We start from the raw sequence: 13,145 nt of genomic DNA, 5'->3' as shown, positions 1-13,145 counted from the left end.
GCTCAGTAGGTGTTGGTCAAGACCCTTTCCCGACAGGACGACTCAATGACAAGGCTCACGGTTCAATCCGGCGATTTCTTGCAAGGTGAAGGCGAGTACCGCAATGGAGCGCTCACTCTCAAGACCCCGCGCAGCCCCTCGCCCGGCGAGCGGATTTCTCTCACACGAATCACCGACCTCAGGCTCGCCAGCCTTGAGTCCAGCCGCAGCCTGGGTACCGCGATCGGCTGGGGCGTGGCGGGTGCCTTGGTGGCAGGCCCGGTCGGCTTGCTGGCCGGGCTGTGGCTCGGCGGCAAGGAAGAGGAAGCGACCTTCCTCGCCACCTTCAAGGATGGTCGCAAGTTGATGGCCATCACCGACGGCAAGACCTGGTCGAAGATCGATGACAGTTGGCGTCGCCATCGGCATCCGGCCTCTAACGACTGAGTATTGCGGTGATGCCGCTATCGCGAGCAAGGCTCGCTCCTACGCGCCGGTCACCCAAAACGGTCGCGCGCAAATCCCGCAGGACTCAGTGGTCCGAAAAAACGTAGGAGCGAGCCTTGCTCGCGATGCGCCGCGCGGGCGGCGCTCGATCTCACAGCCGAAAAGATCTCCCGATGAACCCCTGTGAGCCCCAAAACAAAAAGCCCCCGAACCTTTCAGTTCGGGGGCTTTTCGCAGAATGTGGCGGTGAAGAAGGGATTTGAACCCTTGATACGATTTCTCGTATACACACTTTCCAGGCGTGCTCCTTCGACCACTCGGACACTTCACCGTTTTCTCTTCAAGCTATTCAGCCTGTCGAGGCGCGCTAATTTAGTAGAAGGCTTTTCCTTTGGCAAGCATTTTTTTCAGAATTTTCATGCGCTTAAGCAAATTCTCCGAAAAACCTCGCTTGGCAGGGCAATGCTGCCAATCTCGCTTGCGCTTTTACCCTCTCCTGACGCCCTCCCCCGACACGGCAAGGCATGGCGCGCAAACGCTGACTGACTGGTCAGCCTTACTGCTTTACCTGGCTGGCGGTGCTGGGTAACGTCGTTGCCACGTTACCCAAAGGACTCTGCCATGAGCGAGCTGATTACCTACCACGCCGAAGACGGCATCGTCACCCTGACCCTGAACAACGGCAAGGTCAACGCCATCTCGCCGGATGTCATCGTGGCCTTCAACGCAGCCCTGGATCGCGCAGCACAGGAACGAGCAGTGGTGATCATCACCGGCCAGCCGGGCATTCTTTCCGGGGGCTACGACCTCAAGGTGATGACCGCGGGCCCCAAGGAAGCCATCGGCCTGGTGACCGCAGGCTCGACCCTGACCCGCCGTTTGCTCTCGCACCCGTTCCCGATCATCGTCGCCTGCCCGGGCAATGCCGTGGCCAAGGGTGCCTTCCTGTTGCTGTCGGCCGACTACCGCATCGGCGTCGAAGGGCCTTACAAGATTTGCCTGAACGAAGTGCAGATCGGCATGACCATGCACCATGCCGGCATCGAGCTGGCACGGGACCGGTTGAGCCGCGCCGCGTTCCAGCGTGCGGTCAACAATGCCGAGGTATTCACCCCGCAGGCGGCCGTGGACGCTGGCTTCCTCGACAAGGTAGTGCCTGCCGAGCAGCTGCAGGAAGCCGCCCTGGCGGCGGCGCGTGAGCTGAAGAAACTCAACATGCTGGCCCACAAGAACACCAAGCTGAAAGTGCGCAAAGGGCTGTTGGATGCCCTGGATGAAGCAATCCTGGCGGACCAGAACCCTATGGGTTGAGCCCCACCAAGGATGCCGCCCCTGTGGGAGCGCCCTGTCGCGACGCAAGGCTGCTCCCACGACAATGAGACCTTCACAGGCGCTCACCCAAGGTTTGCCCCAAACAGTGCACAGCCGTACACTGCGCCGCGACTGTCTGGTGTGAGTCGTACCATGCTTTATTCCCTTCGCATGCTCCTGCTGGGGCTGCACTTTCTGCTGGTGGGTGCCGTCGGCCTGGTCATTGGCCTGTGCCGCCCTTTCAACCCCGACAACAGCCGTATCTTTGCCCGACTGTACAGCCTGCCGGCCACCTGGATGATGCGCATCAAGGTCAAGTCCGAAGTGGGCCCGCTGTGGGACCAGCCCCCCGGTTGCGTGATCGTCGCCAACCACCAGTCCAACTTCGACCTGTTCATCCTTGGCCATGTGGTACCGCAGCGGACCGTGGCCATCGGCAAGAAAAGCCTGGGCTGGATTCCGCTGTTCGGCCAGTTGTTCTGGCTTGGCGGCAACGTGCTGGTCGACCGCCAGAACGCCTACCAGGCGCGCAAAGCCATGCAGCAGACCACCCGTACCCTGCGCAACGACACCTCGATCTGGATTTTCCCGGAGGGCACGCGCAACCCCGAAGCGAAGCTGCTGGCGTTCAAGAAAGGCGCCTTTCACATTGCCGTCGAAGCCGGTGTGCCAATCGTGCCGGTGTGCGTCAGCCGCTACGCCCGACGCCTGAGTCTTAACAGCTGGCGCCAGCGCACGGTGATCGTGCGGTCGCTGCCACCCATCGCCACCACCGGCATGACCCAGCAAGACCTGCCGGCCCTGATCGAACACTGCCGCACGCAAATGCAGCAGTGCATCGACCACATGGAAAACGAACTGCCCCATGCCTGACTTCGCCTAACCGACAGGTTGCTCTCGCGCCCTTCACGGCCCAAGCTGTAGGACGTGTTCAACCGACAAAAGCGGACAACCATGGGGCGAGTCGTGGCATCGGCGGTGTACAGCGCCGGCAGAAAAGTCACCAACATCAGCATCGACGAAGGCAGCGAGTGGGCACGCAAGCCAGGGCACTTCGTCTGGATCGGCCTGGAAGAGCCCAACGCCGAGGAGCTGGCCAACCTGCAGTGCCAGTTCAACCTGCACGAACTGGCTATCGAAGATGCCCTGGAAAAGCACAGCCGCCCCAAGCTGGAAACCTTCGGCGACGCCCTGTTCATCGTCACCTACTCCCCCGTCCGACATGAAGGCAAGCTGGAATTCATCGAAACCCATATCTTCGCTGGCAACGGGTACATCATCACGTGCCGTAACGGCCACTCGAAATCCTATGCCCTGGTGCGTCAACGCTGCGAGGCGCGCCCCCTGCTGCTGGAACATGGCGAAGACTTCGTGCTGTACGCGCTGCTCGACTTCGTCACCGAGAACTACCAGCCCGTCAGCGAAGCCATTCATGGCGAAATCGAGGAGCTGGAGCAAAGCGTGCTCAGCGGCTCGCTGAAGGAAGAAGACATCCAGCGCCTGCACAGCCTGCGCCGCGACATCCTGCGCCTGCGCCGCTACGTGGCACCGATGGTGGAAGTGAGCGAGGAACTGCAGCGCCTGAGTTTCCCGTTCATCGACAAGAACATGCGCCCGTACTTTCGCGACGTGCAGATCCATGTCACCCGGCAGATGGAGGATTTGGCCGGCATTCGTGACATCGCCAGCCAGACCATCGAGATCGGCATGCTGCTGGAGTCGTCACGGCAGAGCATCGTGCAGCGCAAGTTCGCCGCCTGGGCGGCGATTCTCGCCTTCCCCACGGCGATTGCCGGCATCTACGGGATGAACTTCCAGAACATGCCGGAACTGGGCTGGCACTATGGCTACTTTGGCGTGCTGGGGTTGATTGGCGTGGGGTGTACGGCGCTGTATGCCAGTTTCAAGCGGTCGGGGTGGTTGTAGAGGCTGTCGCGCAGCCCCGTCGACGGCCAGCCGGCTCCTACCTCAGGACCCGGCTGGCTGGCGATCACGCGGCGTTATCGCCGGCCTTCGCCGTCTGCCCAACGAAGCGCATCATCCATTCCCCGACCAGGTCGCCCTGGTGCTCCGAGGCCAGGCTGGCAACGGCCTTCTGGTACACCTCATGCCCCAGGAAGTCCTTGCGCGCGTCGAGCAGTGCCCGGGAGTAGTCGTGAACGAACTCTGGGTGGCCCTGGAAGCACAGCACCTGGTCACGAATGTGATAGGCAGCATTCGGGCAGAAATCGCTGGAGGCGATCACCGTGGCGCCTTCGGGCAACTCGGTCACCTGGTCCTGGTGGCTGATCAGCAGGGTCAGTTCTGACACTTCCGGGTCCATCCATGGCGCATGGGCTGCCAGCGAATAACGGTGGATGCCCACCCCCCAACCCTTGTCGGCACGTTCAGCCTTGCCACCGAGGGTCAACGCCAGGAGCTGGTGGCCGAAGCACACGCCCAGAAGCTTCTCGCCACGCTCATAAAGCTTGAGCAGGTAGGCCTTGAGGGTCTGGATCCAGGGGTCATCACCGAACGAGTCAGCCTTGCTGCCTGTGACCAGGTAGGCATCGAACTTATCGCCATCGGGTGGGTAGTCACCGTTCATGACGTTGTACACGTCGAATTCGGCGGCAATGGGCTGACGCGAGAACAGCTGCTCGAACATCCTTCCGTAGCCCTGGTACTGCGCGACCAGCTCAGGTCGCAGGACATCGGTTTCAAGGATGCAGATGCGTAACGACATAGGGATAGTCCTGAACGACATGGGTGGGAATCTGCTGTAGAGACTGACGCGAAAGGCACGTACAAGCAAGTAGGCTGCACTGACGAACGGTCACATTTCGTCGGCGTCCTGGTCCCGGGTACGCAGCGGTCTAGCCAGAGGATGCCAGCAAGCTGGCCTTTGGCCTCATAACCGTATTTCAGCAATTTGCTCATCTTTTAGAACAAAGGGTTCTCTGGTATGGATGACGTAACCCCTACCTTTGGTTGTATATGCAGTAACAAGAGGCAAACAGAGTGGGCGCCAGGCGCGCCACTGTGATCGACCCGAAGCGCGACAAGGAAGCCAACGGGTATTCAGGAATAACAACAAGAAGGCGGTCAGCCATGTTCAGACAATCGAAAATTCGCCAAGCTGGGCTCATTCTCTTCGCCACGACTTTGCTGCTGATTCTCCCGAACCTTACCCGCTTGTTCGGATGATGGTGGCTGTGGCCTTTTCAGGCAATGCACAGGTAACCTGCCAACCTTGATGGTTGGAGACCTCCCATGCGCGTCTGCCTTGCTCTGCTAGCCCTCCTTCTCAGCCTGCCCCTCAAGGCGGCGCAACTGCACCTTGAACTGGGCGATACGCCGCGTCAGTTAAGCAGCCGCGACCTGCTCGACCACCCCAAGGCGCAAGACATCAGCATCGAGCAGGATGTCTCGTACAAGCGCCCCATGCATTACCGCGCGGTGCCTCTGGCCGCACTGCTGGACGGGGTGAGCGACAACGACCATCTGCAAGCCGTGGCGCTGGATGGCTTTGCCGCCGAAATGCCAGCAGGGCCACTGCTGCAGCATGGCCCGGCACAAGCCTGGCTGGCGGTCGAGGACCCGGCTGCCCCTTGGCCGGCGCTGGGTGACGGCAAGCCCAGTGCCGGGCCGTTCTACCTGGTCTGGACCCAACCGCAGGCGAGCGGGATTCGCCCGGAACAATGGCCGTTCCAGATCACCACCCTGCGCCGCCTGGCGCCCGTGGAACAGCGTTTCCCAGCCCTGATGCCCGACCCGCGCTTACCGGCCAATGACCCGGTACGCGAGGGTTTTGCGCTGTTCCAACAGAACTGCCTGGCGTGCCACCGGCTCAATGGCGCTGGCGATGCGCAGTTCGGTCCGGACCTGAACCTGCCGCACAACCCCACCGAGTATTTCCAGCCGGCGTTCCTGCGCCAGTACATTCGCGACCCGCAAAGCCTGCGGCACTGGCCACAGGCCAGGATGCCGGGTTTTGCCGAAAATGTGTTGAGTGATCAGGCGCTGGACGCGTTGCTGGCTTACTTGGGGCATATGGCCTTGCGCAAGCCCTGAGGGCCTGAGGCAAGGCCGCGCCCATCGCTAGGCGATGGGCCGTTCCTGTTTGACGCCCCACCCTTCGAGCTCTCCGCCCAAGGGCGAGATCACGGCCTCGAAGGCTTCCTCGAATGCACCAATGCCGCAGTAAGTGGCGTACATGACCTTGCTGAGTTCCAGGTGCCAGACGCCGTCGTCCAGCTCACGCACCTGGGCGTTGATGGACTCGCCGCGAAACTGTCCGGCGGCTCGTCGCGCACCGGCTTCGTCGGGGAATACGGCATAGAACTCAATGGGATGGATGCGGGTGAAGTCGAAACCGCCTGCTTTCATCTGGCGCAGGACATTGCTGCTGATATCGTCGTTCTGGCTGCTCATGAAACGTCCTCCTGCAAAGCAATGGATAGACTTTCCGTGCACTACGCACCTGCCGGCAGAACCGGTCAGATCGAGCTGATGCGAGACGCGAACCAAGGGGGTGCCGACCTGCTGAACGGCCGGCACCTCACACCAGCGTAGTGCCTGCCACGGCAGCGCGCCAGCCAGGCGCCTTCAGGGGGCGGGACAGATTCGGGTGATGGTCACGCCGCTATGCTCCTTGAGCCAGCGGGCAGTAGGGGAATGGGTGCGATCCTGGAAGTCGTTGAGGTCCAGTTCGTCCATGACCGGGAACAGATGCGAACGAATGGCCCGCGCAGCGTCCTCCTCACTGGGGCATTGGTCGCTGTGCAGTAGCAGCGAGGTCGGCTCACCTTTCTGGTCGGCAAAAATGACTTCCCACTCTTTCATTGAAATGCCCTCAAGGAATACAGGGGATGTGCAACCTGTAATTGCTTGACCGTCGGCGGGGAGATTTGTTCAGTCAGGGGGGATGTGCAGCGCGGCGATCAGCGGCAAGCCGACCCCTGCTGGAGACGGCTCGCCGGTGATGCGGGACTTACTTCGGTACGCCGTGCACGACGCCGGCGGTATTGTCCATCAGGCTCTTGGTCGCGGTCTGGATGTAGGCTTCCAGGCGCTTGACCATGTCTGGCTGGTCCGGGCTCTCGATCAGTTCGGCCTTGAACTCACGGCCCAGCTGGTAGCGGTACATGCGTGGGCTCATGTCCTTGGACTCGATGAGGATACGATCACCCTGCACCAGGCCGACGATCTGCTCGCTGCCCGACGGCTTGATCATGCCCATGCCCTGGTCACCCTCAGGCAGGTTGAGCAGGTCGCGCCCCCAGCACTGGTGACGGGTCTGGCCACCCAGGCGGCCCATGATGGTCGGCACGATGTCGACCTGGGTACCCACGGTGTGATTGACCGCGCCGAACTTTTCCTGGATACCCGGGGCGATCAACAGCAGCGGTACGTTGAAACGCCCCAGGTCGAGCTCGGTCACCTGCTGGCTGTTGCCAAAACCGTGGTCGCCGACGATGACGAACAGGGTGTCCTTGAAGTACGGCTCCTTGCGCGCCTTCTCGAAGAACTGGCCCAAGGCCCAGTCGGAGTAGCGCATCGCGGTCAGGTGCTCGTCCAGTCGGCCCTGGCCGGTCACCGGCTCCACCGGCAAGTCCTTCGGCAGCGCATAAGGGGTGTGGTTGGACAGCGTCTGCAGCAGTGCGTAGATCGGCTTCTTGCCATCATGCTTGGCCAGCTCTTCGGCGCCACGGTCGAACATGTCCTGGTCGGACACGCCCCAGGTCGGGTCGGAGAACACCGGATTGACGAAGTCGTTACGGCCAATGAAGGTGGTCATGCCCTGGTTGCCGAAGAACCCGGACTGGTTGTCCCAGGCGAAGTCGCCGTTATAGACGTAGACATCGTCATAGTCACGAGCACTGAGCAGCGCGGGCAGGCCCGACAGCTTGTGACCGCCTTCCGGGGTCTGCATCAGGTATTCGAAGCCTGGCAGGTTGGGGAAGCAGGCCATGGTGGCGAACATACCCTGGTGGGTATGGGTGCCGTTGGAGAAGAAGCGGTCGAACAGCAGACCCTCCTTGGCCAGCTTGTCGAAGTTCGGGGTGATGTTGTTCGGGCTGCCCAGCGCGCCAACCGAATGGCCGGCGAAGCTTTCCATGAGGATCACCACGACGTTCTTGACCGGCAAGGTACGCTCGGCCGGCGGCACGAAGTCACGGCGGATGGCCGCCTCGTCGGCGTCCACCAGGGTGTCGTGCGGGGTCAGCAGCTGCTCCCGCACGCTCTGGGTGGCCATGCCCTGCTCGAGCACCGGCTTCCAGATGTTGGCGCGGTCTTCACCGTAGCGGCTCTTGGCGGCGTCGATCAGCGTCAGGGTGCCGTTCAGGCCCAGCTGGTTGACGAAGTTGGAATCGGTGGTGAAGGCATCGCCCCAGCGCATGGGCGGACCTTGGCGCAGAGTGCCACGGGCAGCGACCACGGCCACCAGCAGGACCACCATGAACACCGCCAGGCGGTTGTACCACGGCGTACCACGGCGGGGGCTGGCGAGCGTCACGGCCGCGCTGCTGCGGGTCAGACGGTCGATACCTTTGAACAGCAGGCTCAGCAGCCAGGTGCCGAACAGCCAGGCCAGCAGGTAGCGCACCACCGGGAAACCGTACCAGAGCATGCTCAGGACGGTCTTGGGGTCTTCCTGGATGTACTGGAAGACCAGGCCGTTCAAGCGCTGGTGGAATTCGCGGTAGAAGTCCATCTCCATCAGGCCGAGGAACATCACCACACTGGAGGCGATCGTCAGCCAGAAGCGGAACACGCCACGGCGTGCCATGGCCCATGGGCTGAGGATGGCCAACAGCAACGGAATGCTGATGTACACCACCACCCGAAGGTCGAAGCGCAAGCCATTGAGGAAGCCTTCGGCGACCGTCGCAGCAGGCGTATCGCCCACCATGTCGCTGTTATAGGCCAACAGCGCAACGCGCACCAGGCTGAGCATCAACATGATCACCAGCCCGCTGAGCAGCGTATAGGCCAGGTGAGATTTCAATGTGGGCGCGAATGACGCTTGCGCGCCTCGTTGCTTCAAGGCGTCCAGGTTAGCCATGAATGGGGAGGTCCTAGGAATGCAGGTTTGCGAAGAGGGTGCTGAGCATAGTCCAACGCAGCAAGTGCGGCTGCGGATTGTGTTTAAACCAATGTGAAAATTTTGTCACGGGTCATTTGCAACGGTGTCTGCACCGGCCCGCTACCGGTGCAGCCCTTGGCTGGCGATCAGAAGCGGATGTTGCCCCGGGGCCCGGCGATCGCCCAGATGATCAGGCCGACCACCGGCAGCAAGGCGATCAGCAGGATCCACAGGACCTTGACGCCGACTTCGCGGCCACTTTTGATCACGTTGAGAATCGCCCAGATATCCAGGGCCAGAATGATCAGGCCCACCAGGCTGTTGAATGTGGAACCCATGTATACGCTCCTGTTGAAAGACTGTCGGGGTGAGCATAGTCAGGCTATCGCCCTGATAGAAGGGAATCCTTGGCCTGGCGCGCGGGTCACTGGTTAGACTGCCTGTATCGACTGAATCGAGGTTCACATGCCCCCAGCCCACTCCCCGACAGCCACGGCGCATTCTTGGTTGAACGCCTGGCGGCAACAAGCCCTGAACACGCCCTGGCTGAGCGCAGGCCTGGGGCTAAGCCTGCTGGCGATCCTGATACTGCTGGCGGCGAGCCTATGGAACGCGGTGAATGGCGACCATGCCAACAACCTGCACCTGGCGCTGCTGGGCGGGTTGTCCGGTTTCGGCGCTACCGCGTTGGGGGCGGTGCTGGCGGTGGTGATGCGCGATGTGAGCGCTCGCAGCCAGGATGTGATGCTCGGCTTTGCCGCCGGCATGATGCTTGCGGCCAGTTCCTTCTCTCTGATTCTGCCGGGCTTGGATGCAGCCCGCGAGATCACCGGCAATGGCCCTGCTGCCGCTTTCACCGTGGTGCTGGGCATGGGCCTTGGCGTCCTGCTGATGCTGGGCCTGGACCGCTTCACCCCGCACGAACATGAAAGCACTGGCCCATGCGGGCCGGACGCCGAGCGGGTCAGCCGCGTGTGGCTGTTCGTACTGGCGATCACCTTGCACAACCTGCCAGAGGGCATGGCCATTGGCGTGAGCTTCGCGAACGGTGACATGGCCATCGGCTTGCCGCTGACCAGCGCCATCGCCATTCAGGATATTCCCGAAGGCCTGGCGGTCGCCCTGGCGTTGCGCGCCACGGGGTTGTCGAACTTCAAGGCGGCTCTGGTGGCGATCGGTTCAGGGCTGATGGAGCCCTTGGGTGCGGTGATCGGGCTGGGGATTTCCACCGGCTTTGCCCTGGCCTACCCCATCAGCATGGGGCTGGCGGCAGGGGCGATGATTTTCGTGGTCTCCCACGAGGTGATTCCCGAAACCCACCGCAATGGCCACCAGACGGCGGCAACCCTGGGGTTGATGGGTGGCTTTGGGGTCATGATGTTCCTGGACACGGCGCTGGGTTGACGCTGAAGGAGGGGCGCTGTGCGCCCCTGTCCCAAGGCAAGGCTGCACCACAGGTGCTGGACGGCTGGAGGAACCTGCCCTGTGAGGGCCCTGTCATCAGCCAGTCGCCGATGACGTCAGACGTGCACCGCCACTTTCAGGGCTTCCAGCGCTGGCTCGACCTTGATGCCAACCGCCTCGCCCAGTTCCAGTACCCGCGCCAGATCGTTCTGGCCCACCATCACCATCTGCAACTCATCATCGAGCAACTGACTGAAATTCAACAGCACGTAGCCGCCGGCTTCCTTGTTCAGCGCCCCCATCTGCACCTGGATGCGATTGAGTGCGGTCAGCGGTTCGGCACGCGCCAATTGCTTGGGTTTGAGGGTGAACGGCACGCTCTTGTCGAACGAGTCGCTGATTTGCTGGAACAGGTCCTGATAGGTGTCTGCCTGGAACACCACGGTATCCGGCAAGCTGCCGAGCACCACCCACTCGCCGAGCGGAATGGGAAAAGTGTCGTCGTAGTTGATGTCCGGGTTGGCGGCCAGGAAGGCGGCAGGGTCGGCGTAGGCTTGGGCAGCCTCGTCGGCGATGCGCTCGATGTCTTCCTCGCGCATGCATCCGGCGCTGATGAGGCTGATGAGTTCGAGCAACTGGTTTTTCATGGGGGAGCCTGCAACGGGTGAAAAGTCGCCAAGGATAGCCGCAAACGCCGGTTGACCGTTAACCGCCCGCCATGGCGGCGACCGTGCAAAATGCACTGTGCAAAATGCACGACCTTGCATCCTGCACGATATTCACACTACAGAAACGATTTAACTTATTGATTTAAAAGGATTTTATTCAAGACTGCGACTGGCACGGTCACTGCAAATATCCACTCACGTCTGCCACCTACAGTCAGGAGTTGATATGGACCTCATCCAGGAAAAGTTCGTCTCGGTGTTTTCGGCCTATCAGGTCACCACCCAGCCTCGACCCGACGGCGGCGTCCTGCTGACCTTGCGGGCTGCCGACGGCAAGGTGACTCGACGCGTGCTGAGCTACGCGCAGTTGCACAGCGCTGAGCAGCTGTCCTGGGCGATCAGTGCCATCCGTCGCGATCTGGCGGAACAAGCCAGTGAATTGCCAGTGATTTCGATGCTGCAGAGCCAACAGCGGTTCGCACTGCCAACCTACCGTTGAACGTTGACGGGCCTCATCGCCGGCAAGCCTGCACCTACCTGTGGTAAGCCGGCTTGCCAGCGATGAAGCACTGATTCACAGCTCGTCAAACCCGGCGAACTGTCGCGCCGTCTCATCGCCAGTGAACCGCGCCTGTCGCCCCTGCTCATTGGCGAACAATCGCAATGCCACGCAGAACGGGTTGTCACCCAGGTCGATCCAACGCCGGACGCCTGCCGGGATCACCAGCTCGTCCCCCTTCTCGCACAGCACCGCATAGACGTAGTCCCCCAAACGCATGCCAACCTGGGCACGTCCGGACACCACGGCGAACACCTCATCGGCATCCTGCACATGCTCGTCACGCAGATCGGTCTGGGCCAGGTCGGCACCGTCGCGGTTGAGCACGGCGAAGGCCTGGCAGCCATGGGCGGTCATCAATTGGTCGAGGTGCTCGCGGCAAGCCTCCAGCACTTCGTCCGGATGACTGCCGGGCCGCACACGAAGGGCATGGGGGCGATGAACGATGCGCACGCCCTGCTCGGCCAAGGTGGCGGCGATGTCATCGTGGTGGGTCAGCACCTTGTTCGGCAGGTCCGGGCTGGACGGGTGAAAAACGCTGAGGATGCTCATCAGTGACGTGTCCTGGTCGGTTTCGAACGTAGGGCAATGATAACGGCTGCCGCCAGGGCTGCGGCGCTGGCCATACCAAAGGTGAAGGTCGGCCCCAGCAATTTCCAGCTGTAGCCTGAGTAGAGAGCGCCCAGCGCACCACCGGTTCCCGAGAGCGCCGCATACAGCGCCTGCCCCTGGCCTTGCTGGCGCGCGCCGAAGCTCGATTGCACGAACGCGATGGCGGCGGCGTGGAAGCAGCCGAAGGTGGCCGCGTGCAGCACCTGGGCGAAAACCAGCACTGCAGGCTCACCCGCCAGGTTGCCCAAGAGCAGCCAGCGCAACGCCGCCAACAGGAAACTGGCCAGCAGCACCCGCTGCACGCAGAACCGCGCAAAGATCCGGCTCATGAACATGAACACCAGCACTTCGGCGACCACGCCCAGCGCCCACAGCAGGCCAATGGCCCCACGGCTGTAACCCAGATGCTCCAGGTGCAGGGTCAGGAAGGTGTAGTAAGGCCCATGGCTGAGCTGCATCAACGCCACGCAGAGATAGAACGCCATCACGCCTGGCGCCATCAACTGGCGCACAAAGCCCCCGGCCGTGCTGCGCTCGCCCTGCTCCACCGGCTGGGCGTTGGGTACCCACAGGCTGGCCAGGACGATACCGGCCATGATGGTCACCAGGGCGACCGGGTAGATATCCAGGCTCAACCACTCGAACAACCGACCCAGCCCGACCACCGTTAGGATGAAACCGATCGAGCCCCACAGCCTCACTTGGCTGTAACGCGAGGTCTGGCCATGCAGGTGGGCCAACGTGATGACTTCGAACTGGGGCAGTACTGCGTGCCAGAAGAACGCGTGCAAGGCCATGACCAGCGCCAGCCAGGCGTAGCTCTTGCCGAAGAAGATCAACGAGAAGGTCGCCAGCGTCGACAACGCCCCCAGGCGCACGATCAGCAGGCGCTGGCCACTGCGGTCACCCAGCCAGCCCCACAGGTTCGGAGCGATGCAGCGCATCAGCATGGGGATGGCGACCAACTCGCCGATGCGCGCCGGGGAGAAACCCAGGTGGTCGAAGTACAGCGCCAGGAACGGGGCGGTGGAACCGAGCAGGGCGAAGTAGAACAGGTAGAAGCTGGACAGGCGCCAGTAGGGAATCGGGGGCATGG

Annotated in this window: 15 protein-coding genes and 1 tRNA gene; 7 read left to right on the top strand and 9 right to left on the bottom strand. The window is 62.0% G+C overall.

Annotated elements, in window-relative coordinates; all coding sequences use genetic code 11:
• Window positions 1-45 precede the first annotated feature (45 nt).
• Window positions 46-426, top strand: coding sequence for a hypothetical protein (locus VXM67_RS08950; protein WP_023379348.1), 381 nt, complete (start codon window positions 46-48; stop codon window positions 424-426).
• Window positions 427-667: 241 nt separating this feature from the next.
• Here the strand turns inward: VXM67_RS08950 and VXM67_RS08945 are convergent.
• Window positions 668-757 (bottom strand) — tRNA-Ser (locus VXM67_RS08945).
• A 290-nt stretch (window positions 758-1,047) separates the two neighbouring features.
• On the opposite strand from VXM67_RS08945, the gene VXM67_RS08940 reads away from it, so the two are divergent.
• The 3 genes from VXM67_RS08940 (at window position 1,048) to VXM67_RS08930 (ending at window position 3,663) form a co-directional block, all read left to right on the top strand.
• Window positions 1,048-1,737 carry a crotonase/enoyl-CoA hydratase family protein gene (locus tag VXM67_RS08940; protein WP_023379347.1) on the top strand — a complete coding sequence of 230 codons (690 nt, stop codon included), beginning with the start codon at window positions 1,048-1,050 and terminating at the stop codon, window positions 1,735-1,737.
• A gap of 153 nt (window positions 1,738-1,890) precedes the next feature.
• Window positions 1,891-2,610, top strand: coding sequence for a lysophospholipid acyltransferase family protein (locus VXM67_RS08935; RefSeq protein WP_367237626.1), 720 nt, complete (start codon window positions 1,891-1,893; stop codon window positions 2,608-2,610).
• A gap of 81 nt (window positions 2,611-2,691) precedes the next feature.
• Window positions 2,692-3,663 (top strand): magnesium and cobalt transport protein CorA, encoded by a 972-nt coding sequence (locus VXM67_RS08930; protein ID WP_023379345.1) that lies wholly within the window; start codon window positions 2,692-2,694, stop codon window positions 3,661-3,663.
• Between the two features lie 64 nt (window positions 3,664-3,727).
• Here VXM67_RS08930 and VXM67_RS08925 read toward each other — a convergent pair whose 3' ends face one another.
• The gene (locus VXM67_RS08925) at window positions 3,728-4,462 is read right to left on the bottom strand and encodes an amidotransferase (RefSeq protein WP_023379344.1); all 735 of its coding nucleotides are present in this window, start codon (window positions 4,460-4,462) and stop codon (window positions 3,728-3,730) included.
• A 527-nt stretch (window positions 4,463-4,989) separates the two neighbouring features.
• Between VXM67_RS08925 and VXM67_RS08920 the strand changes: the two genes are divergently transcribed.
• A complete protein-coding gene (locus tag VXM67_RS08920; RefSeq protein WP_367237625.1) occupies window positions 4,990-5,790 on the top strand; it encodes a cytochrome c in 801 nt (266 codons plus the stop codon).
• 27 nt (window positions 5,791-5,817) lie between these two features.
• Here VXM67_RS08920 and VXM67_RS08915 read toward each other — a convergent pair whose 3' ends face one another.
• From VXM67_RS08915 to VXM67_RS08900, 4 genes are all read right to left on the bottom strand, one after another.
• Window positions 5,818-6,150, bottom strand: a complete 333-nt coding sequence (locus VXM67_RS08915) for a ribonuclease E inhibitor RraB (RefSeq protein ID WP_023379342.1) — start codon at window positions 6,148-6,150, stop codon at window positions 5,818-5,820.
• A gap of 174 nt (window positions 6,151-6,324) precedes the next feature.
• On the bottom strand, window positions 6,325-6,561 hold the full coding sequence (locus VXM67_RS08910; RefSeq protein WP_023379341.1) for a hypothetical protein: 237 nt from the start codon (window positions 6,559-6,561) through the stop codon (window positions 6,325-6,327).
• A gap of 148 nt (window positions 6,562-6,709) precedes the next feature.
• Window positions 6,710-8,785 (bottom strand): LTA synthase family protein, encoded by a 2,076-nt coding sequence (locus tag VXM67_RS08905; RefSeq protein ID WP_023379340.1) that lies wholly within the window; start codon window positions 8,783-8,785, stop codon window positions 6,710-6,712.
• Between the two features lie 167 nt (window positions 8,786-8,952).
• Window positions 8,953-9,144, bottom strand: coding sequence for a PLDc N-terminal domain-containing protein (locus tag VXM67_RS08900; protein WP_023379339.1), 192 nt, complete (start codon window positions 9,142-9,144; stop codon window positions 8,953-8,955).
• 127 nt (window positions 9,145-9,271) lie between these two features.
• Here VXM67_RS08900 and VXM67_RS08895 point away from each other — a divergent pair, with 127 nt between their 5' ends.
• Window positions 9,272-10,210 (top strand): ZIP family metal transporter, encoded by a 939-nt coding sequence (locus VXM67_RS08895; RefSeq protein ID WP_027907247.1) that lies wholly within the window; start codon window positions 9,272-9,274, stop codon window positions 10,208-10,210.
• A 116-nt stretch (window positions 10,211-10,326) separates the two neighbouring features.
• On the opposite strand, the gene VXM67_RS08890 is transcribed toward VXM67_RS08895, so the two are convergent.
• A complete protein-coding gene (locus VXM67_RS08890) occupies window positions 10,327-10,857 on the bottom strand; it encodes a hypothetical protein (RefSeq protein WP_023379337.1) in 531 nt (176 codons plus the stop codon).
• Between the two features lie 247 nt (window positions 10,858-11,104).
• Here VXM67_RS08890 and VXM67_RS08885 point away from each other — a divergent pair, with 247 nt between their 5' ends.
• Window positions 11,105-11,377 (top strand): DUF3509 domain-containing protein, encoded by a 273-nt coding sequence (locus tag VXM67_RS08885; RefSeq protein WP_023379336.1) that lies wholly within the window; start codon window positions 11,105-11,107, stop codon window positions 11,375-11,377.
• Between the two features lie 75 nt (window positions 11,378-11,452).
• Here VXM67_RS08885 and VXM67_RS08880 read toward each other — a convergent pair whose 3' ends face one another.
• On the bottom strand, window positions 11,453-11,989 hold the full coding sequence (locus VXM67_RS08880; protein ID WP_023379335.1) for an oxidase: 537 nt from the start codon (window positions 11,987-11,989) through the stop codon (window positions 11,453-11,455).
• Window positions 11,989-13,143 (bottom strand): MFS transporter, encoded by a 1,155-nt coding sequence (locus VXM67_RS08875; protein WP_023379334.1) that lies wholly within the window; start codon window positions 13,141-13,143, stop codon window positions 11,989-11,991. Before VXM67_RS08875 ends, VXM67_RS08880 begins: the two co-directional genes overlap by 1 nt.
• Window positions 13,144-13,145 lie beyond the last annotated feature (2 nt).

It is taken from the genome of Pseudomonas sp. Rh2, from assembly GCF_040762985.1.
Classification (GTDB): Bacteria; Pseudomonadota; Gammaproteobacteria; order Pseudomonadales; family Pseudomonadaceae; genus Aquipseudomonas; species Aquipseudomonas taiwanensis.
This window is presented reverse-complemented; position numbering and strand designations above follow the sequence as displayed.